We start from the raw sequence: 19,013 nt of genomic DNA, 5'->3' as shown, positions 1-19,013 counted from the left end.
AGGTGATTCCGTGAACCCCAGCGCACCACCGGCACGACGTGGCAGCGGCCTGAGCTCGTCGTTGGGGCTGGCTGAGAAACTCTTCTCCTCGGCGTCCGAGCGACGCTTCGTCGCCGCCATCGACGCCGGTCTCGACCGAGTCGAAGAGGGGCTCCTCGTCGAGATGGCCTTCGGTGACGACCTCGCCGACGTCACGAGTCGCTACCTCCTGTCGGCCGGGGGCAAGCGCATCCGACCGACCCTCGCCCTGCTCATCTCGCAGCTCGGCGACGGCGCCACCGACGCGGTCGTCGCCGCCGCGCAGGCCGTCGAGATCACCCACCTGGCCTCGCTCTACCACGACGACGTGATGGACGAAGCGACGATGCGCCGCGGAGTCCCGAGCGCGCAGTCCCGCTGGGGCAACAACGTCGCGATCCTGACCGGCGACCTGCTCTTCGCCCGAGCGTCGACCATCGTGGCCGATCTCGGTCACGATGCGATAAAGCTCCAGGCCCAGACCTTCGAGCGGCTCTGCCTCGGTCAGTTGCACGAGACCATCGGCCCTCGCGAGGGCGACGACCCGATCGACCACTACCTCGACGTCCTCAGCGACAAGACCGGCTCTCTCATCTCCATGTCGGCCAAGGTCGGCGTCATGTTCTCGGGAGCCCCTCGCGAATACCTGGGCCCCGTCGCGTCGTTCGGCGAGAAGATCGGCGTCGCGTTCCAGCTGGTCGACGACGTCATCGACCTGTCGCCTCAGCCCGAGGAGACCGGCAAGCGAGCCGGCACCGACCTCCTGGCCGGCGTCGAGACGCTGCCGCTGATGTACCTCCGCCGCGAAGCCCAGACCGACGTCGACTCGGCCGCTCTGCTGAGCGAGATCGAGGCGAACGTCCGCGCCGCGACCGCGGGCGGCCAGGTCGACGAGGCCGACCTCGCCGAGACGGTGCGTCAGCTGCGCGAGCACGACGTCACCCGCCGCACCCACGACGAGGCCCGCCGCTGGGCGACGGCCGCGGTCGACGCCCTCGGACCGCTGCCGCACGGCCCGGTCAAGAAGGCCCTCACCCGTTTCGCCGAGCGCGTGGTCGAGCGGTCGTCCTGACCGCCGGCTCCGAACCCTCGGCACGCAGTACCTGAAATCAACCACCACAGAGAGTGACCACTACGTGACAACGTTGCGCCTGGCCATCGTCGGAGCCGGCCCCGCCGGTATCTACGCCGCAGACATCATCCTCAAGGCCGAACGGCAATTCGACGTCTCGATCGACCTCTTCGAGCAGTTGCCCGCCCCGTACGGACTGGTCCGCTACGGCGTCGCCCCCGACCACCCCCGCATCAAGGGCATCATCACCGCGCTGCGCGACGTGCTCGACCGCGGCGACATCCGCATCTTCGGCAACGTCCGCTACGGCGTCGACATCACGCTCGACGACCTCAAGAAGCACTACAACGCCGTGATCTTCTCCACCGGCGCGATCAGAGACGCCGATCTCGACATCCCCGGCATCGACCTCGAGGGCAGCTACGGCGCCGCCGACTTCGTCAGCTGGTTCGACGGTCACCCCGACGTGCCGCGCACCTGGCCGCTCGAAGCGCAGTCCGTCGGCGTGATCGGCGTCGGGAACGTCGCGCTCGACGTCTCGCGCATCCTGGCCAAGCACGCCGACGACCTCCTGCCCACCGAGATCCCCGCCAACGTCTACGAGGGTCTCAAGGCGTCTCCCGTGACCGACGTGCACGTCTTCGGGCGTCGCGGTCCTGCTCAGGTGAAGTTCACCCCGCTCGAGCTCCGCGAGCTCGGCGAGATGAACGACGTCGACATGATCGTCCACGACGAAGACTTCGACTACGACGAGGCGTCCAAGACGGCCATCGCCACCAACAAGCAGGTCTTCGTCATCGACAAGGTGCTGAACCAGTGGCGTCAGCGGTCCGTGGGCGAAGCCTCCCGACGACTGCACCTGCACTTCTATGCCAAGCCCGTGCGCCTCGAGGGCACCGACGGTCGCGTGACCGGCTTCACCTACGAGCGCACCCGCCCCGACGGTGCGGGCGGCGTCGAGGGCACGGGCGAGCTCCGCACCGTCGAGCTCCAGGCCCTCTACCGCGCCGTCGGCTACTTCGGCTCGCCGCTCGACGGCATCCCGTTCGACGAGAAGCGCGGCGTCATCCCGAACCACGAGGGGCAGGTGCTCGACGACTCCGACCACGTCGTACCGGGCGTCTACGCGACGGGCTGGATCAAGCGCGGACCGGTCGGCCTCATCGGCCACACCAAGAGCGACGCCATGGAGACCGTGCAGCACGTCCTGAACGACCAGGCGAACTGGTGGGCGCCGACCTCGCCCTCTCCCGAGAGCGTCGACGAACTGCTCGCCTCCCGCGGCGTGGAGTACACCGACCTCGAGGGCTGGCACCGCCTCGACCAGCACGAACTGGCGCTCGGCGAGCCCGAGGGTCGCGTGCGCATCAAGGTCGTTCCGCGCGACGAGATGGTGAAGGTCTCGCGCGGCGAGTGACCTCCCTCGTGCGATGAGTTCCGGCCGATGACCTCCACCCGATGACCTCCACCCGATGACTTCCGCCGCGTCGACGCCCTCCGGGAGCGGCCCCGGCCGCCTGGTCGGCATCGACGCGGCGCGCGGGCTCGCGCTGCTCGGCATGTTCACCGCCCACCTGACGAACGTCCAGCAGATCCTCGACTGGGGCGAGCCGGGCACCTGGTGGGTGGTGGCGGCGGGGCGCTCGTCGGTGCTGTTCGCCGTCCTGGCCGGAGTGTCGCTGGCCCTCGTGACCGGGCGGGATCACCCGCTGCGCGGCCCGGCTCTCACCGGAGCGAGGCGCAGGATCACCGTCCGCGGCATCCTCATCGCGGTCCTCGGGCTCGGGCTGATCCTGCTCGAGACGCCCGTTGCCGTCATTCTGCCCACGTACGGGATTCTGTTCGTGGTGCTCCTCCCTGCGCTGTCGTGGCGACGTGCCGCCCTGCTGTGGTCCGCCGGTGCCCTCGCTGTGATCGCGCTCCCCGTCTTCGCCGTCACCGCTGTCGCGCTCGGTGACGCCGGCTCGACAGTGCACCAGGTGTTGCTGTCGTACCCGCCGGTGACGTTCGCCGCCTATCTCCTCGTCGGCCTGGCGGTGGGGCGGAGCGACCTCCGTTCGCGGCGCGTGCTGGCAAGGCTGGCGGGCGGAGGCGCCGCTCTCGCCGTGGCGGCGTACGCCGCGGGGAGGCGGTGACCCCCGGCGGCGTTCTCTTCACCGGTGCGGGGTCGGCGCGCCTGCGCGACGTGGTGTTCGCCTCCGAGCCGCACTCGTCGACGCTGGTGGACATGGTCGGGTCGGCCGGTGTGGCGCTCGCGGTGATCGGCGTGTGCGGCGTGCTGGCACGGCAGTGGCGGTCGCGGCTCGCGGCGACCCCGGCTCCCGGTGCCGTCGGAGTCGCGCCATCCCGCTCGGTCGCGTCCGACGAACAGCGCCGCGGCGGCGTTTCTCGGCCCGGCACGGGTGCCGGGGCGCCCCGGAGGGCCGGGCTGCCACTCCGGCTCCTGGCAGGCGTCGGCGCCATGCCGCTCACGGTGTACACCGCGCATCTGCTCGTGATCGCCGTGCTCTCCCACTCGGGCTTCCTGGCGTCGCTGACGGCGGTCGGCGAGGCCGGCGTCCTGGTCGCTTTCGTCGCGGGATCCTGCGCCCTCGCCGCCGCCTGGCGCGGACGCCCCGGCCCGCTCGAGCGCTTCGTCGCCGCCGTCGCCCGGCGTGTGTCGGCCTGGCCGAGTCGATCCCCTCGCTCGGCGTCGATCCGCTGACGTTCTGGGATCCGCGCCGGCCGAGGGGATCGGCCCGCGTCGATCGACGCTACTGAACTGCAGACGTCAGCCGCGCGACGTTGTCGAGCACCTTCGACGGCAGGGACCTCCGCAGCCACTCGTCGAGCAGGAGCTCGCGGCTGAGCGCACGGTAGGTCGCCTCGATCTCGCGGAGCTTGTTGACGAACCGGCGCCCGCGGATCATTACCGAGATCTCGAGATTGAGGCTGAAGGAGCGCATGTCCATGTTGCTCGAACCGATCACGGAGACGTCGCTGTCGATGGTGAAGTGCTTCGCGTGCAGAACGGTGGGGGAGGGGTAGAGGAAGATGCGTACACCCGCCCGGAGCAGCGCCTCGTAGTACGACCGCTGCGCGTGGTAGACGACGGGCTGGTCGCCGATCTCGCTGACGAAGAGCTGCACCTCGAGCCCCCGCTGGGCGGCGGTGGTGATGGCGTAGAGCATCGACTCGTCGGGCACGAAGTACGGACTCGTGATGATGATGCGCTCGCGGGCGTTGTAGAGAAGCGTGTTGAACAGCCGCAGGTTGTTCTCGCCGTCGAACCCCGGCCCCGACGGAACCACCTGGCAGTCGAGCATGTCGGGCTTTTCGGGGCCGGTGACGGGATCGGCCTCGCGGAGGAGGAGCTCGTCGGTCTCGCTGTACCAGTCCGTGACGAAGAGGGCGTTGATGCCCGCGACGATCGGCCCTTCGAATCGCACCATCAGGTCTTTCCACGCCAGGTGGCGGCGCCGGTTGCGGAGCCGCTGGTAGCCGCGGTCGATCATGTTCTGGGAGCCGGTGAAAGCGACGAGTCCGTCGATCACGAGCAGCTTGCGGTGGTTGCGGAGATCGGGCCGCTGGAACTTGCCGCGAAGGGGCTGGATCGGCAGCATCAACTGCCACTGCACGCCGATCTTGTCGAGGCGCCTGCGGGTGGCCCGATAGCCGGGGTAGCCGCGGCTGGCGATGTGATCCATGAGAAGCCGGACCGTCACACCACGGCGCCTGGCCGCTTCGAGCGCCTGGAAGAACGGCTCGCTCGTCGAGTCGAGACTCGTGATGTAGAACTCCGCGTGGACCCAGCGCTTCGCCTCGTGGACGGCCGCGGTCATCGACTCGATCGACTCGTCGTACTCGTCGAAGATCTCGGCTTCGTTGCCACCGACGAGCGGCATGGCGCCGAGATGCTGGTTGAGTTCCACCGCGCCGTCGAGCCAGCTCGGCCAGTGGTTGTCGCGGTGAACGCGCTCGATCCCCTGCGTGGTCTCGAGGATGTAGCGGTTGATCTCCTGCTGCTTCTCGCGCCGGCGCCTGGGCAGATGCGAACTGCCGAGGAGCAGGAAGAGGATGAACCCGGCGTAGGGGATGAGGAAGATCGCCAGCAACCAGGCGGTCGCCGTCTGCGGGCGCCGGTTGATCGGCACGTAGATGACCGCGAACACCCGGATGAGGATGTCGACGACCACCCCCGCGATGCTGAAGGCGGGAGCGACCCACGGTGCCCAGTGCACCGGTTACCTCGCTCGCACGGCGGTGCGGCTAACGGAAGTTGACGAACTGGAGCGACACGTCGAGGTCGGCGCCCTTGAGGAGGGCCATGGTCGCCTGGAGGTCGTCGCGGCTCTTCGACTGCACGCGGAGCTCATCGCCCTGGATCTGGCTCTTGACGCTCTTGGGGCCCTCGTCGCGGATCAACTTGTTGATCTTCTTGGCGTGCTCCTGGTCGATTCCGTCTTTCATCGAGACCTCGATGCGGAACTCCTTGCCGCTGGCGTAGGGATCGCCCGCGTCGATGCTCTTCAACGAGATGCCGCGCTTGATGAGCTTCGACTCGTAGACGTCGAGCACCGCCTTCGCACGCTCTTCGGTGTTGGCCTTGATCAACACCTTCTCGCCGCTCTGTTCGATGGACGCGCCGACGTTCTTGAAGTCGTAGCGCTGCTCGACCTCTTTGTGTGCCTGGTTGAGCGCGTTGGCGGCCTCCATCGAGTCGACCTTGCTGACCACGTCGAATGAACTGTCTGCCATGCCCGCCAGCCTACCGGGGATGGACCGACGCGCACCGTGGTCGTCGGGAGCTCGCCGAGGCTGTATTGTTGACGGGCGCCTTCGGTTGACGAACATCTCGGGGCGCATGGCAAGTTACCCAAGCGGCCAAAGGGATCTGACTGTAAATCAGCCGTCTTAGACTTCGGGGGTTCGAATCCCTCACTTGCCACCCGCTCGAAGGGCCCCGCGCATCCGTGCTGCGGGGCCCTTCGTCGTTCGAAGGAGCCCCATGGCGCACGAAGACCTCCTGGCGACCGCCCGTTCGATCGCTCGCGAGGCGGGCGTGCTGGCGGCACGCCGCCGGGCCGAGGGCGTCGAGGTGGCCGACCGCAAGTCGAGCGAGGTCGACATCGTGACGTTCGCCGATCGCGAGGTCGAGGCTCTGATCCGGCGCCGACTGGCAGAAGAGCGTCCCGGCGACGGTTTCTTCGGCGAAGAGAGCGGTGCGTCCGAGTCGACGACCGGGCTCACCTGGATCGTCGATCCGATCGACGGAACCGTCAACTTCCTCTACGGCATCCCGATGTACGCGGTCAGCATCGCGGTCGTCGAGGGCGAACCCGACCCGCTCCGGTGGCACGCGCTGGCGGCGTGCGTCTTCAACCCGGCGTCCGGCGAGGAGTACACGGCCACGCGCGGCGGTGGCGCCTTCCTCGACGGCGGCGCCATCGCCGTGTCGACGCCCGCCTCTCTCTCGCAGGCGCTCCTGGCCACCGGATTCGCCTACGACCCCGCTCGCCGCGTCGAGCAGGGCACTCGGCTGGCCGGCCTGCTCGGTCGAGTCCGTGACATCCGCAGGATCGGCGCCGCCTCGCTCGACCTCTGCTACGTCGCGGCCGGGCGTCTCGACGCCTACCTCGAGCGGGGCCTCCAGCCCTGGGATCACGCGGCCGGCGTCCTGATCGCCGAGGAGGCCGGCGCGGTGGTCATGACGCCGGCCGGAGCCCAGGCGAGCCGCGACCTGACCTTCGTCTCGTCGCCCGCGGTCTCGGCCGAACTGGGCGCGGCGATCGCCGAGACGGGGTACTAGAGCGCAGGATCGGCGGTGGAGACAACGAGCTACGGCGTTCGTATGCAAATATCACTTCTTTCGGTCTCGCTCGACATTCGCTACACTTGAAGAGTCGTCGCCCCTATGGGCCCGGTCTTACCGTCTCGAGACCGGCGACAGCCACCTACCAGTGACCGACAGTGCGACGTGGTGCCCGGGTGACCGGCACACGGCGCGAACGAGGTCGACGACACTCGTGTCGTGGGTAACACGTGTGCCGCGAACACCTGAGCGTCGACGAACACCTGAGCGTCGACGGGCACCGGAGCGTCGACAGACACACCAGCACGGCAGCACCAAGCAGCACCGACCAGCAGCACAGCCCCGACCAGCACGCCCCCGACCCCGAGGACTCCACTCCGTGACGACGCTCCACCCCGCCGCCGATTCCGAGGGCGACGCCGTCCGCGCGTCCGACGACCCGACGGCCGAGGCAGCGCGGTCTTCCGCGGCATCGGTGCCGCTCACCCGTCGTGAAGCCCGGGCTCTCGAGCGTGCTGAGGCCGGACAACGCGAGGTCGCCGCAGCAGCCCTTCAGGTCGACTCCTCGTTCGTCGTCAACCCCGTCGCCACCGAACCACTGCTCGGTCCGGCTCGCCTGCCTGGCCGCCGCGACCTTCGTGCCGCCGAACGCGCCGGCCGCCGCGCCTCAGCCGCCGCGAGCTCCGTGCGCCCCGCGAAACCGACGAGCTCGGCGCCTCGTCGCGCCTCGGCCGGCACCCTCCGCCGCAGCTCGGCACCCGGCGTCACCGGGCGTCCGAGCGGCACCCCCGCCGGTGCCGCAGAGAAGCGCCGCGCCACCGCCGGCTCTCCTGCCGCACCCCGCCGCACCGTCGTGCAGCGCACCACCCGGTTCGGCGTCCTGGGAGCCATGCTCTTCGTCGGGGCGACGATCGTCTCGACGTCCGTCCCCGCCAACGCCTACTACGTCGACACCCCCGAGCACGTCGCCGTGAAGCTCGCCGCGGCTGCCGAATCGGGCACCACGGTCGGCGGTGCCGTCGACACCCGCGGGCAGAAGTTCGTCGCCTCGCGCGCCGCCAGCGCCGAAGACCTCGACCGCGACGGCTACTCCGTCACGTCCAAGACGCAGGCCATCAAGAACACCAGCTCCGGCACCTTCAGCAACGACCCGACCTCCGCGGTGCAGTGGCCGTTCGCCGTCGGTGTCCCGATCTCCAGCGGCTTCGGCGCGCGGCAGGTCGCCAACTGTGGCTTCTGCTCCACGTTCCACGAGGGCCTCGACTTCATCCCGGGCGCGGGGTCGCCGATCCAGATCGTCGCCGACGGCACCGTCTCGAAGGTCGACCAGGGCAGCGGCGCGCTCGGCTACAACGTGTGGATCGAGCACACCATCGGCGGCAAGAAAGTCACCAGCGTCTACGCGCACATGCTGGCCGGTTCGATCAAGGTCACTCAGGGTCAGCAGGTGAAGGTCGGGCAGATCGTCGGCCTTGTCGGCTCGACCGGCAACAGCACCGGTGCGCACCTCCACTTCGAGATCCACATCGACGGGGTCCCGGTCGATCCTTACCCCTGGCTCGAGGCCAACGCCGGCTCCTGAGGCCACGGATCGCTCGCGCGACCGGCGACATCCGGCAGCACCAGCTGCGCAGCCAGACCGTCGCGTCACTAGCTGCGCAGCCAGACCGTCGCGTCGCTCGGGAGGGCCGCTCCGTCCAGGGGCACCGTCGACAGGAGCTCCTCGGCGACGGGCAGCTCGACCGGGATCGCGCCGGTGTTCGCGATGACGGTGACGTCGCCGTTACGGAACGCCACGACCTCGGGGCCGTAGCCGCTCAGCCACTCGACCGAGCCCGAACCCAGCGCCAGACGCGAGCGCGTGTCGAGCGCGAGCCGGTACAGCTCGAGGGTCGACGAGGGGTCTCCGGTCTCGGTGTCGCGGGCGTAGGCTCCCCAGTCGGCCGGCTGCGGCAACCACGACTCGCCCGTGGTGTTGAAGCCGAAGGCCGGTGACGCGGCTTCCCAGGGGAGCGGGACGCGGCAGCCGTCGCGACCGTAACGCTCGCCCCTGGTGCGGAACCAAGTGGGATCCTGCCTGGCTTCGTCCGGAAGGTCGATGGCCTCGGGCAGGCCGAGCTCCTCGCCCTGGTAGAGGTAGGCCGACCCGGGGAGTGCGAGCATCACAGCGCTCGCGGCCCGCGCCCTGGCCAGGCCGATCGCTCGGTCGGGGAGCCCCTTGCTCTTCGGGCCGATCCCGGCTCCCTGCGGGTTGTCGGCGGTGAGCGCCAGGCGTGACGCGTGACGGACGACGTCGTGATTGGAGAGCACCCAGGTCGACGGAGCACCGACCGACGAGAACACCTCGATCGAGGCATCGATCACGCGCCGGATCGACGAGGCTGACCAGCCGCTCTCGAGGTACGAGAAGTTGAACGCCTGCTGCATCTCGTCGGGTCGCACCCAGTTCGCGAGCTTCGCCAGCGGCTCGACCCAGGCCTCGGCTACCAGGATGCGCTCGCCCGGATAGGAGTCGAGGACTTTTCGCCAGGACCGGTAGATCTCGTGCACGCCGTCCTGTGCCCAGTACGGCGGCGTCTCGCCCTCGTTCTGGCCGCCACCCATGCTGCCGCCGTCTGCGGGAGGCGTGTAGTCGGGGAGCCCGGCCTTCTTGATCATCCCGTGCGCGACGTCGACCCGGAAGCCGTCGACGCCGCGGTCGAGCCAGAACCGGAGGACGCCGAGGAACTGCTCGCGCACCCACTCGCTCGTCCAGTCGAAGTCGGGCTGGGACGAGTCGAACAGGTGGAGGTACCACTGGCCGGGTGTCCCGTCGGCTTCGGTCACGCGACTCCAGGCGTCGCCGCCGAAGACCGACTTCCAGTTGTTGGGCGGCAGTTCACCGTTCGACCCGCGGCCGTCGCGGAACAGGTAGTGCGAGCGCTCGACCGAGCCCGGCCCCGCCTCGAGGGCGGCCTGGAACCAGGGGTGGGCGCTGGAGGAGTGGTTCGGCACGATGTCGACGATGACTCGGAGTCCGAGGGCGGTGGCCTTGGCGCGGAGGGCGTCGAAATCGGCGAGGGTCCCGAACAGCGGGTCCACGTCGCAGTAGTCGGCGACGTCGTAGCCCGCGTCCTTCTGCGGTGACGTGTAGAAGGGTGACAGCCACACGGCATCCACGCCGAGATCGGCCAGGGAGTCGAGGCGCCGCGTGATGCCCGGCAGGTCGCCGATCCCGTCGCCGTCGCTGTCGGCGAAGGAGCGCGGGTAGATCTGGTAGATCACCGCGGTGCGCCACCACTCCGAGTCGGCTTCGACCACGGTCGCCAGTTCGGCGTCGAGGTCGGTGTCTGCGGAGGAGTCGGTGTCTGCGGAGGAGTCGAGGGGGTCGGTCGGCTGGGCGGTCTCGTCGAGGGACATGCCTGAAACGATACGACAGCGCGGCCTCTCGGCAATGCGCTTTCGGCGGGTGCGGCAGCGCCCGTCTTCGGATCGGATAACGTGGTTGTTCTCGACCAGATGGGCTCACCCTGAATCTCCTCCCCGATCTCTTCCCCGACGACGCGACGCCCTTCCCGCTCGCGCTCGGCACGAACGTCTTCGGCTGGACCGTGGGGGCGCCGACGGCACTCGAGATCCTCGACGAGTTCACGGCCGACGGCGGCCGAGTGATCGACACCGCGGACGTCTACTCGGCCTGGCTGCCGGGCAACTCCGGCGGCGAGTCCGAAACCATCATCGGGCGATGGCTGGCCCGCCCCGGCAATCGGGATCGCGTCGTCGTCAGCACCAAGGCCGGGCAGCATCCGGATGCGCCGGGGCTGAGCCGGGCGAGTATCCGCGCGGCCGTCGAGGCATCTCTCCAGAGGCTCCGCACCGACCGCATCGACCTCTACTTCGCGCACTTCGACGACGACCAGACACCGCTCGACGAGACGGTCGCGGCGTTCAGCGAGCTCGTCGACGAAGGCAAGATCCGCTACCCCGCCGCCTCGAACTACACCGGCGCCCGGCTCCGCCAGGCGCTGGCGATCGCCGACAGCGAGAACCTCCACCCGTTCGCCGCCGTCCAGACGGGCTACAACCTGGTCCGCCGCGACGAGTACGAACAGGACGTCGCGCCGATCGTCGATCACTTCGGTCTCGCGGTCCTGCCGCATTCTTCGCTCGCAAGCGGCTTCCTCACCGGCAAGTACCGCGATCTCACGAACCGCGGCGACTCCCCGCGGGGCAGCCGCGCTCTGAGCTACCTCACGCCGCAGAACATCGCCACTCTCGAGGTGATGGACGGGATCGCCGATCGCTACGGCGTCTCGAACGCGGCCGTGGCCGTGGCCTGGCTGGCGTCCCGCGCCAACGTCGTGGGAGCCCTGGCCAGCGCCCGCTCGATAGGGCAGCTCGACGGTCTGCTGTCGGCTGCTCGCGTCCGGCTCGACGAGGGCGACCTCGCTGCCCTGTCTCGGGTCTCGGCCCCGTCGCAGGGGTGAGTCCGCGGCTCGGCCGGGCGCGACGATCCTGGCTCTCGGGTCGATCGACGCGTTTCCGGAATCCTCCGAGCCCGTCGGTGTTGTCTTGACAAGCAACCCGACTCTCGAACTCTCAAGGAGCACCTCCATGACCCACGCCCCCGCGTCCCGCTCGGTGACAGCGACCTCAGCGTCTTCCCGATCAATCTCGGTGGCAACGTCTTCGGCTGGACCGCCGACGAAGAGACGTCGTTCGCCGTCCTCGACGCGTACGTCGCAGCAGGCGGCAACTTCATCGACACGGCCGACATGTACTCGATGTGGGTTCCCGGCAACTCGGGCGGCGACTCGGAGGCCATCATCGGCCGGTGGATGACGTCGCGCGGCAACCGCGACGACCTCGTCATCGCGACGAAGGTCGGCCAGTTGACCGGCCTCGAAGGCACGTCCCGCGACATCGTCCGTCGGGCCGTCGACGACTCCCTGCGCCGTCTCGACACCGATCGGATCGACCTGTACTACGCGCACGTCGACTTCGCCGACCGTCCGGTCGAGGAGGCCGTCGAGGCTCTCGACGAACAGGTTCAGCTCGGCAAGGTGCGAACCATCGGCGCCTCGAACTTCTCCGGCCAGCGGCTCGAGCAGGCACTGCGCTTCTCCGAGTCGGAGAACCTCTCGAAGTACGTCGCGATCCAGAACAAGTACAGCCTCGTCGAGCGTCACGACGTCGAGGTCGGTGCCGGCGGCCCGACGGTCGTCGAGGTCGCACTCGCCGAGAACGTCTCCGTGCTGCCGTACTCGTCGCTCGCCAGCGGCTTCCTCACCGGGAAGTATCGCGACGGCGTCTCCGTCGACAGCCCGCGCGCGGGTGGTGCGTCGGCCTACCTCGACGATCGAGGGCGCAGGATCCTGGCCGAACTCGACCGGATCTCCCAGGCCCACGCCACGTCGGTGTCTGCGGTGTCTCTCGCCTGGCTCCTGGCGCAGCCGTCCGTCGCAGCCCCCGTGGCCAGTGCCCGTAACCTCGAGCAGCTTCCCGACCTGATCGCCGCCGCGACGCTCGAGCTGGCCGCCGACGAGGTGGCTGCCCTGTCGGCTGCGTCGTCGTCCGTCCCCGCGTAATCGGTGCCGATCCACTGGTTCGACGTCGATCCACTCCTGCGAGTGGATCGACGTCGCGCGAGGAGATCGTTGCTCGGCGGGTCACGTGTCATGAGGGGCCGCCGAGTCCTGCTATTCTCGTCTGGTGCCATTCTGCGGCCGAAAACATTCGGCCGAGAGTCATGGTCACGCCCCCTTAGCTCATTGGTAGAGCACTTCCTTGGTAAGGAAGAGGTAGTGGGTCCGATTCCCACAGGGGGCTCGTTCCTCCGAACGACACTGAAGGCACGCTCACGCGGCCGGCAGTCGAGCGAGAGAGGCACTGGCCGGCTCAGCCGGTGTGCGGCGGGGTAGCTCAGTTGGTTAGAGCACACGGCTCATAATCGTGGTGTCGCGGGTTCGAGTCCCGCCCTCGCTACAACAGGCCCGGAAGATCAATGATCTCCGGGCCTTTTTGTACTTCCGACGAGATATGAGCCATCGAGCCCCGCGTAAACCCCGCACTTTGAAATCAGCCAGTGATCGCAGCCAGGGCGACGGCGGCTCTCTTGCCGCCCGTGTTCTTGCTCATGTACACGTCTTGGGTCAGAGAGGGATTCTCGTGGCCGAGGTACTCCGCAATTTCCCGTGCAGTGAGGCCCGCCTGGTCAAGAGCGGTGGCTACCGTCTTGCGAAAGCTGTGTGTCGTGACGTCAGGGAACCCGAGACGCCCACGGGCTTCACGCCAGTCCCTCGCCGTGTTCCGTGGGTCCCTCACGTGGCCCAGCACGGTCGGAAAAACGAGATCATGATCAGTGTGCGGCGACCGTTTGTCGCGCAGCCTGAGGACAGCAAGCAGGGGCGAGGGAAGGGCTATGGTCCTGACCCCCGCCTTCGTTTTGGGATGGTCCTGGATGATCAGCCCCACGCCCGTCGCCCGCACCACATTTGCCCGGATTGAGGCGGTCCCTTTCGCGAGATCGAGAGCATCCCAGCGCAGTCCGCAGACCTCACCGACTCGGCAGCCGGTGTTGGCCAGGAAAATGATGAGGTCTGCCTGATCGAGTTCCTCGAGTCTCTCGTCGAGCTTCACGGCAGAGATGAGCTTCGGCAGCACGTCGAGGGGGATAGCTTCCGCCCCGCCCCCAGCCGCGCGATGTGTCCCACCTCGCGCACGGGGTTGACCCGAACCGCGTCCGCTCGGGCCGCCAAGCCAAGCATGCCGCTGAGGACGGCGCGGCAGGCCTTGGCCGCACCCGGTCCGTTCTTCTCGGTCACTGCCCGGATGAAAGCGTCGAGGCGCTGTGTCGTCGCCTCATGGACGCCGAGGTCGCCAATAGCCGGGATGATCAGGTGCCGAATGGTCTGGCGGTACGTCTCGACGGTGCGGGGAGCCCGGCTGGATTTGGAGTCGAGGAATCGAACGGCCAGATCGGAGAGCCGGGTCTCCCTCTTTATCTCCCCGCGTGCAGACAGATCGAGTTTGGTCATGGCCTCTTGGAGAGCCCGCCGCGCCTTCGGGCCCGTTTCAGCGGTCCTCTCAACCTGACGCAAACTCCCGTCGTCAAAGCGGTAGCGGGCACGAGCCCGAAAGCGCTCGGGCGCGAGCTGCTGCACCAAGATTGTGCCGTGCGCCGACAATGGTGTGCGGGGCCTAGCCATCCAGCTCTCCAATCGCCGGTCGGATTGCCAGTCCTGTTTTGGGGTCAAGCGGCGGCGTCGCAAAGCGTCCTCGGAGACTGCGCCGACCATCTTGGCCGTAGTCGATCTCCGCATTGGCGGCGATGATGTTGACGACCACGCGTCTGACCTCGTCGAGACGCCGCTCAAACCGGGGCGAAAGTCGACTGAGCTTCGACATTTGCCCGGGCCACCTAGCGTCTTGTTCTCGCGCCGCAAGGGCTGTGCGGTAAGCGGCTACTACGGTCTCTTGTGCTTCCTCAAGGCCTTCTTCGGACACATCGGGGGCGCTGACCGACCACGGTTCGTAGGCCTCGGTCTCGCCTGAATAGGAGGCCTCCTGGTCGAGAGGTTCGCCACCCATGAGAAGGTTCGAAATGAATTTAGCGCGCTCGACCTGAACTTCCGACTCGATTAGAGCCTCCAGGAAGCTGCTCAAGTCGCTGCTGAAACCGCCATTTCTAAACCCGCTCGGACCGTAGAGCGTCGCGGCGCGAGCGTACTCGATGGCGCTTACCTCCCTAAGCCGTCCGGTACTTAAACCGGGCGTATCGAGTGGAGCCCAGGGGGAGGAGGTGTCGATCATGAGCGCAAGGGGTGAGATTCCGAGCGCGTCGCAAATCTTCATGACCTCCGACAAGGGAGGGTCAGCCTTACGTCCAGTCTCGATGTTCGTTATCACGGCGCGCGTGATGGTTGGATCGTCGATTTTCTTCGCTAGGCCCGCGGCGGAAAATCGACGCCTGATGCGGAACTCGGCCAGTCGACGGCCCAAAGGGGTTTGAGAATACTCGCGGGGCTCACGGGGCATGCGAACACCTTACCTTTCAATTGCATCACGGTGCGACAACTTCCCTCAACGTGTGCTAGCTTCCTTTTGCGGCCAACTGCTTCACGGTGAGGCAGCCGCAGAGGGAGAAATATGACGCTCGTCACCGGGGCTAAGAGCCCGCCGATCCGCCACGTCGAGGACCTTCCCGACTGGCCCGATCGCTCGCAACTCAGCGAGTACACCGGAATCGCCGTCCAGACACTTGCCCGATGGGCAGTCGAGGGCAAAGGCCCGCGCATCACAAAACTCGGGGGAACTGCCGTTCGCTACGCGAAGGCCGATGTTCTGGAGTGGCTCGCTCAGCAGATGGCTGCCTCGGCATGAGCGGCGACGAGCACGAGATCGCGGTCTTAGAGGGCGCTGTGCTCACATGCACGTGCGGCCACGTCGTCACGGCTACGTCTCCGTGGGCGGCGCTCATGGCCGGTTCGCAGCATGCCCAACAGGCCGAAGACAAGGATGCCCCCGAGGTGCTTGAACACCGCGGAGGCGAAGACCAGAACTCCAACTGCCAGGAAGAAGTCATGACCTCAATACACGACAGTACTAGCGCAACCGCGAGTGTCCTATCGATACCCTGTTCCAAGCCCGGCTGCATCGGCGGGACGAGGTTCCACGAGGGCCCACATGAGCCCCTGCACTCGACCGAGGGCACGACCGCCGACGACGGAACCTGGTCCGTCCAGTCGCACAGCGTCGGCTCCGGAGAGTGGCGGACCCACACCGAGGCTCCCGAGGATCAGGCCCCAGACGAGACCGAAGCGCTCGTAGTCGCCATGCTCGACGAGTCCATGCAGGTTCGTGGACTGAACGAGGCCATCCGGGGCGAGAGCACCCGTCAGCCCGTGCCCCTCCCACGCAATCGAGTCAGCGCGCAGCTCTCCACGTCGAGCGTCAACATCCTCTCGTGTCGACACCCCACGGAAACCGACACGATCGTCACTCTGATGCAGACACGGAACGACGTGGTGAGCCTTCTCCCGTCGGAGGGCCGTCTGCTCGCCGTGGCACTCCTGCGGAACGTCCAGGAGGTTGAGCACCGCAGCGCTCTTAGCAACGGCACGGGAGCCCGCCCGAAGCTCGGGTGGAGCTAGTGGCAGAGCCCGAGGCGCGCTGTGAAGAGCATGTGGGCGAGCTTTACCCGCCCCGCTGTGACGACTGCGAGCAGGCCCAGCGCGCCGAGGTCACACCCCGGCCTGTCCGGCGGCGCGTGGCACGTCGTCGCCGTGGAGGGGGAGTTCGTGACCTGGACCAAGCTTTCTGACGACTTCGGAGACGACAACTGGTCGTTGTCCGATGCCGCCTTCCGACTCCACACCGAGGCTCTCATCTGGTCCAACCGCAAACTCCTCGACATGGTGATCCCCAAAGAGGACGTGGCCCGGTTCGCTAAACGTCCCGAGGCCGTCGAGGAACTGCTCGAAGCGGGTTGGTGGGAGGACGACGGCGACACGTATGCGGTCGTCCACCACGCCACCTACCAGCGCCTCAAGGAGGACGTCCTCAAACAACAGCGCGCGAACACCCGCAACGGCAAGAAGGGGGACGACCGCCCCGCGAGCAGGCGCAGGACATCGCAAGCGAATCGCTAACCGAATCGCCTGGCCGCAAGGAAAGCAAATCGGTAAGCGAGTCGGCAAGCGATTCGCCAACCGAAAGGGACAGGCCAGGTCAAGCCTTTACGAAGGAGGTTTCTCCAGAGCGGGGAGCAGACACGGCACCCCCGGATGCGCCGCGAGGGACAGTCCGTGTAGCCGACCCCGACGGGCTCGTTCCCGTGGTGGAGAGGCACGTGGAGAAGGTCGGCAACAAAGTGCAGTTGAGGCGGACCGCTTGATGGGCGCTCTCCTCGACTGGCCAACGCGGGAGCCCGGTCGCCCCTACCGGTGGGTGCTCTCACTGGACGACGACCGACCAGCGGTCTCTTGCCTGGAGCACCGCGGGCAGACGACAGACCGTCTGGGTGTGTGCGCCTACTGCGTGTCAGCCTGGCGCGCCGACCTCCTCGCAGACCCCTACGAGTGGACTGTCTGCGTATCCTGCGGATTCCCGCTCCACCCCGTCGTCGAGGCAGAGGGCCGGGACACGTGCCCCACGTGCGACCTGACCCTCGCCCCGCCCGCCGCATGACCTGATTTACCAGCTCCCCGGAAGACATCTCAGCGGGAAAAATATTTCGCCCGACGTTCGCCCGAACAGCCGCCCGAGCGCGGCACATCACCCCAGACTTGAAATGGAAGACACCATGACCACCGCCACACCCACCCCTCAGCCCGGAGTCGACGACACGGAGCCCGAGGGCACCGCAGCGGCTACCACAGTCCCGGAGCCGGACGAGACCCCCGAGAAAGAACGACGCCAGAAGAACCCGAACGCCGAGGCCGCAGCGCGCCGCACACAGCTCCGCGATGTCGAGGCCGAGCGCGACAGCCTCCTGGCGCAGCGGAGCAACGACCGACGCCAGCTCGTCGAGAACCTCCTCGACTCGGAGACCGACCTCCGAGGGGACGGCTCCGCCCCCAAGCGGCTCAACAAGACCGCCGACCTGTGGGAGTTCCTCAAGGGCACGCCCGACCAGTTCTACGACGACGAAGGCAACCTCGACAAGACGGCCCTGGCCGACTTTATCGACGCTGGGACCGAAGACCGCGACTACCTTCTCAAGCCCGCCCGATACACGGGCATGTCGGCCGCGCAAGCGACGGCCTCGATGGCACCGCGCGGCGGCCTGGCCAACATGGCTACGGGTGCGCCCACCTGGGGCAACGCACTGAATCCCCGACAGCCGTAGTCGAGCACCCTCGTAGCAACCCTTTCGGGCGTCCCGTGTGTTAATCTCGGGACGCCCGATCGTCTTGAGTCTGTGACTCGACGACCGCCAGCAGAGAGGCCCTGAGGGCCACCCGCCGCAGCATGCGCCGCGCGGAGCACACCCCCACATCCCTCACCCCTCTCCTGGAGTTCCCATTGCCTTTCAACAACAACGCCGGTCTCAAGTCCTTCATCGGCATCAACGAGACCGGTGAGCTGCTCATCGAGCCGATCACTGCCGAGTCCAAGGCCTTCGCCGTAACGACGGTCGTCACCACCAAGGGCGTTACCTACCGCATCCCCAAGATCACCCAGGACCCGTCCGCCGCGTGGGTCGCTGAGTCGCAGGAGATTCCGCTCAGCGAGGCCACCGGTGGTGAGGTCATCGTCACCCCCACCAAAATCGCAGCCCTGTCGAGCACGAGCAACGAGCTGGCCAACGACTCCGACCCGCAGGCTCTCCAAGCCGTCGGTGACGGCATCGGCCGCGACATCGCCCGGAAGATCGACCTCGCGTTCTTCGGAGCGGCACCCGTCGACAGCCCCGTGCAGCAGGGAGGCCTGGAGTCCGCCGCTCACTCGATCCTCGTGGCCGACCCGACAGCGAGCCTTGACCCGTACGTGGACGCCATGTCCATCGCGGACGGCCTCGGCGTCGCCATCGACGTGTTCGTGGTCGACCCGCAGACCGGTACCGCCCTGGCCAAGATGAAGTCGTCGGACGGGTCCAACCAGCCTCTCCTGTCGCCTACGGCCAACAACGGCACCCTCCGAACCATCCACGGCGTGCCCTACATCGTGTCGCCGTTCGTCCTCCCTGGTACCGCGTGGGGCATCCCCAAGTCGCGCGCCTTCACGATCCTGCGTGAGGACACCTCGATCACGATCGACAGTTCCGTACTCTTCACCTCCGACCGCGTCGCCATCCGCGGCGTCGCCCGCGTCGGCTTCGGCTTCCCCCAGCCCGAGGCGATTATCAAGATCAAGGCAGGCGGCTAACCACCCCTGCACCAAACCGCGGGTGGCCTGGTCAGCCGCAAGTCGGTCTCACATCCTGGGTGGGATGTGAACGACACCCGCCGTCCGTCACCACGGGAGCCTTCCGGTCCCAGGGTGACGGACACTCGGACCGGGTATCCGCCCTCACTTAGTCGTTGGTCAGCGGATACCCGGTCACCCACACCACGACCGACCCCAGCGCCGAGGTCACCACCGCCTCACACAGGCGACAGGAACCCGCCCTGACACCCGCGGGCGGGCATCGTCGAACCGCACACAGCTACA

At 67.7% G+C, this 19,013-nt stretch carries 20 protein-coding genes and 3 tRNA genes; 17 read left to right on the top strand and 6 right to left on the bottom strand.

Features of this window, described 5'->3' with window-relative positions:
• Window positions 1-10 precede the first annotated feature (10 nt).
• The 4 genes from QUE79_RS19170 to QUE79_RS19155 all read left to right on the top strand — a co-directional run bounded on the left by QUE79_RS19170 (window position 11) and on the right by QUE79_RS19155 (window position 3,794).
• Complete coding sequence (locus QUE79_RS19170) at window positions 11-1,090, top strand: polyprenyl synthetase family protein (RefSeq protein WP_286344455.1); 1,080 nt, start codon at window positions 11-13, stop codon at window positions 1,088-1,090.
• A gap of 64 nt (window positions 1,091-1,154) precedes the next feature.
• Window positions 1,155-2,507: a ferredoxin--NADP reductase domain-containing protein gene (locus tag QUE79_RS19165; protein ID WP_286344454.1), complete on the top strand. Its 1,353-nt coding sequence runs from the start codon at window positions 1,155-1,157 to the stop codon at window positions 2,505-2,507.
• A gap of 55 nt (window positions 2,508-2,562) precedes the next feature.
• Entirely contained in the window at window positions 2,563-3,225 is a 663-nt protein-coding gene (locus QUE79_RS19160; RefSeq protein ID WP_286344453.1) for a heparan-alpha-glucosaminide N-acetyltransferase domain-containing protein, read from the top strand.
• Entirely contained in the window at window positions 3,222-3,794 is a 573-nt protein-coding gene (locus QUE79_RS19155; RefSeq protein WP_286344452.1) for a hypothetical protein, read from the top strand. The genes QUE79_RS19160 and QUE79_RS19155 overlap by 4 nt, the downstream gene beginning before the upstream one ends.
• Before the next feature lie 49 nt (window positions 3,795-3,843).
• Here QUE79_RS19155 and cls read toward each other — a convergent pair whose 3' ends face one another.
• Entirely contained in the window at window positions 3,844-5,310 is a 1,467-nt protein-coding gene (gene cls / locus QUE79_RS19150) for a cardiolipin synthase (protein WP_286344451.1), read from the bottom strand.
• Between the two features lie 28 nt (window positions 5,311-5,338).
• A complete protein-coding gene (locus tag QUE79_RS19145) occupies window positions 5,339-5,827 on the bottom strand; it encodes a YajQ family cyclic di-GMP-binding protein (protein ID WP_286344450.1) in 489 nt (162 codons plus the stop codon).
• Window positions 5,828-5,935: 108 nt separating this feature from the next.
• On the opposite strand from QUE79_RS19145, the gene QUE79_RS19140 reads away from it, so the two are divergent.
• The 4 genes from QUE79_RS19140 (at window position 5,936) to QUE79_RS19125 (ending at window position 8,463) form a co-directional block, all read left to right on the top strand.
• Window positions 5,936-6,017 (top strand) — tRNA-Tyr (locus QUE79_RS19140).
• A gap of 60 nt (window positions 6,018-6,077) precedes the next feature.
• On the top strand, window positions 6,078-6,878 hold the full coding sequence (locus tag QUE79_RS19135) for an inositol monophosphatase family protein (RefSeq protein ID WP_286344449.1): 801 nt from the start codon (window positions 6,078-6,080) through the stop codon (window positions 6,876-6,878).
• A 233-nt stretch (window positions 6,879-7,111) separates the two neighbouring features.
• Entirely contained in the window at window positions 7,112-7,264 is a 153-nt protein-coding gene (locus tag QUE79_RS19130) for a hypothetical protein (protein WP_286344448.1), read from the top strand.
• Complete coding sequence (locus tag QUE79_RS19125) at window positions 7,261-8,463, top strand: M23 family metallopeptidase (RefSeq protein ID WP_286344447.1); 1,203 nt, start codon at window positions 7,261-7,263, stop codon at window positions 8,461-8,463. The genes QUE79_RS19130 and QUE79_RS19125 overlap by 4 nt, the downstream gene beginning before the upstream one ends.
• Window positions 8,464-8,531: 68 nt before the next feature.
• On the opposite strand, the gene QUE79_RS19120 is transcribed toward QUE79_RS19125, so the two are convergent.
• Window positions 8,532-10,280 carry a glycoside hydrolase family 13 protein gene (locus QUE79_RS19120; protein WP_286344446.1) on the bottom strand — a complete coding sequence of 583 codons (1,749 nt, stop codon included), beginning with the start codon at window positions 10,278-10,280 and terminating at the stop codon, window positions 8,532-8,534.
• A 110-nt stretch (window positions 10,281-10,390) separates the two neighbouring features.
• On the opposite strand from QUE79_RS19120, the gene QUE79_RS19115 reads away from it, so the two are divergent.
• The 4 genes from QUE79_RS19115 (at window position 10,391) to QUE79_RS19100 (ending at window position 12,845) form a co-directional block, all read left to right on the top strand.
• Window positions 10,391-11,347 (top strand): aldo/keto reductase, encoded by a 957-nt coding sequence (locus QUE79_RS19115; protein ID WP_286346777.1) that lies wholly within the window; start codon window positions 10,391-10,393, stop codon window positions 11,345-11,347.
• 180 nt (window positions 11,348-11,527) lie between these two features.
• Entirely contained in the window at window positions 11,528-12,448 is a 921-nt protein-coding gene (locus tag QUE79_RS19110) for an aldo/keto reductase (RefSeq protein ID WP_286346776.1), read from the top strand.
• A 169-nt stretch (window positions 12,449-12,617) separates the two neighbouring features.
• Window positions 12,618-12,689 (top strand) — tRNA-Thr (locus QUE79_RS19105).
• 82 nt (window positions 12,690-12,771) lie between these two features.
• Window positions 12,772-12,845 (top strand) — tRNA-Met (locus tag QUE79_RS19100).
• A 93-nt stretch (window positions 12,846-12,938) separates the two neighbouring features.
• On the opposite strand, the gene QUE79_RS19095 is transcribed toward QUE79_RS19100, so the two are convergent.
• The 3 genes from QUE79_RS19095 to QUE79_RS19085 form a co-directional block, all read right to left on the bottom strand.
• Window positions 12,939-13,523: a site-specific integrase gene (locus tag QUE79_RS19095; RefSeq protein WP_286344445.1), complete on the bottom strand. Its 585-nt coding sequence runs from the start codon at window positions 13,521-13,523 to the stop codon at window positions 12,939-12,941.
• Window positions 13,496-13,897 carry a phage integrase central domain-containing protein gene (locus QUE79_RS19090; RefSeq protein ID WP_286344444.1) on the bottom strand — a complete coding sequence of 134 codons (402 nt, stop codon included), beginning with the start codon at window positions 13,895-13,897 and terminating at the stop codon, window positions 13,496-13,498. Before QUE79_RS19090 ends, QUE79_RS19095 begins: the two co-directional genes overlap by 28 nt.
• A 163-nt stretch (window positions 13,898-14,060) precedes the next feature.
• The gene (locus QUE79_RS19085; protein ID WP_286344443.1) at window positions 14,061-14,897 is read right to left on the bottom strand and encodes a helix-turn-helix domain-containing protein; all 837 of its coding nucleotides are present in this window, start codon (window positions 14,895-14,897) and stop codon (window positions 14,061-14,063) included.
• Window positions 14,898-15,008: 111 nt separating this feature from the next.
• Between QUE79_RS19085 and QUE79_RS19080 the strand changes: the two genes are divergently transcribed.
• The 5 genes from QUE79_RS19080 to QUE79_RS19060 all read left to right on the top strand — a co-directional run bounded on the left by QUE79_RS19080 (window position 15,009) and on the right by QUE79_RS19060 (window position 18,728).
• Complete coding sequence (locus tag QUE79_RS19080) at window positions 15,009-15,242, top strand: helix-turn-helix transcriptional regulator (protein ID WP_286344442.1); 234 nt, start codon at window positions 15,009-15,011, stop codon at window positions 15,240-15,242.
• On the top strand, window positions 15,239-16,012 hold the full coding sequence (locus QUE79_RS19075; protein WP_286344441.1) for a hypothetical protein: 774 nt from the start codon (window positions 15,239-15,241) through the stop codon (window positions 16,010-16,012). Before QUE79_RS19080 ends, QUE79_RS19075 begins: the two co-directional genes overlap by 4 nt.
• A gap of 57 nt (window positions 16,013-16,069) precedes the next feature.
• On the top strand, window positions 16,070-16,510 hold the full coding sequence (locus QUE79_RS19070) for a hypothetical protein (RefSeq protein WP_286344440.1): 441 nt from the start codon (window positions 16,070-16,072) through the stop codon (window positions 16,508-16,510).
• Window positions 16,511-17,163: 653 nt separating this feature from the next.
• Complete coding sequence (locus tag QUE79_RS19065; RefSeq protein ID WP_286344439.1) at window positions 17,164-17,709, top strand: hypothetical protein; 546 nt, start codon at window positions 17,164-17,166, stop codon at window positions 17,707-17,709.
• Between the two features lie 176 nt (window positions 17,710-17,885).
• Entirely contained in the window at window positions 17,886-18,728 is an 843-nt protein-coding gene (locus tag QUE79_RS19060) for a phage major capsid protein (RefSeq protein WP_286344438.1), read from the top strand.
• Window positions 18,729-19,013 lie beyond the last annotated feature (285 nt).

Origin of the sequence: Frondihabitans sucicola (genome assembly GCF_030296615.1) — a bacterium.
In the GTDB taxonomy this organism is placed as follows: Bacteria; Actinomycetota; Actinomycetes; order Actinomycetales; family Microbacteriaceae; genus Frondihabitans; species Frondihabitans sucicola.
Note: the sequence above shows the minus strand (reverse complement) of the source record. Positions and strands in the feature narration are given on the sequence as shown.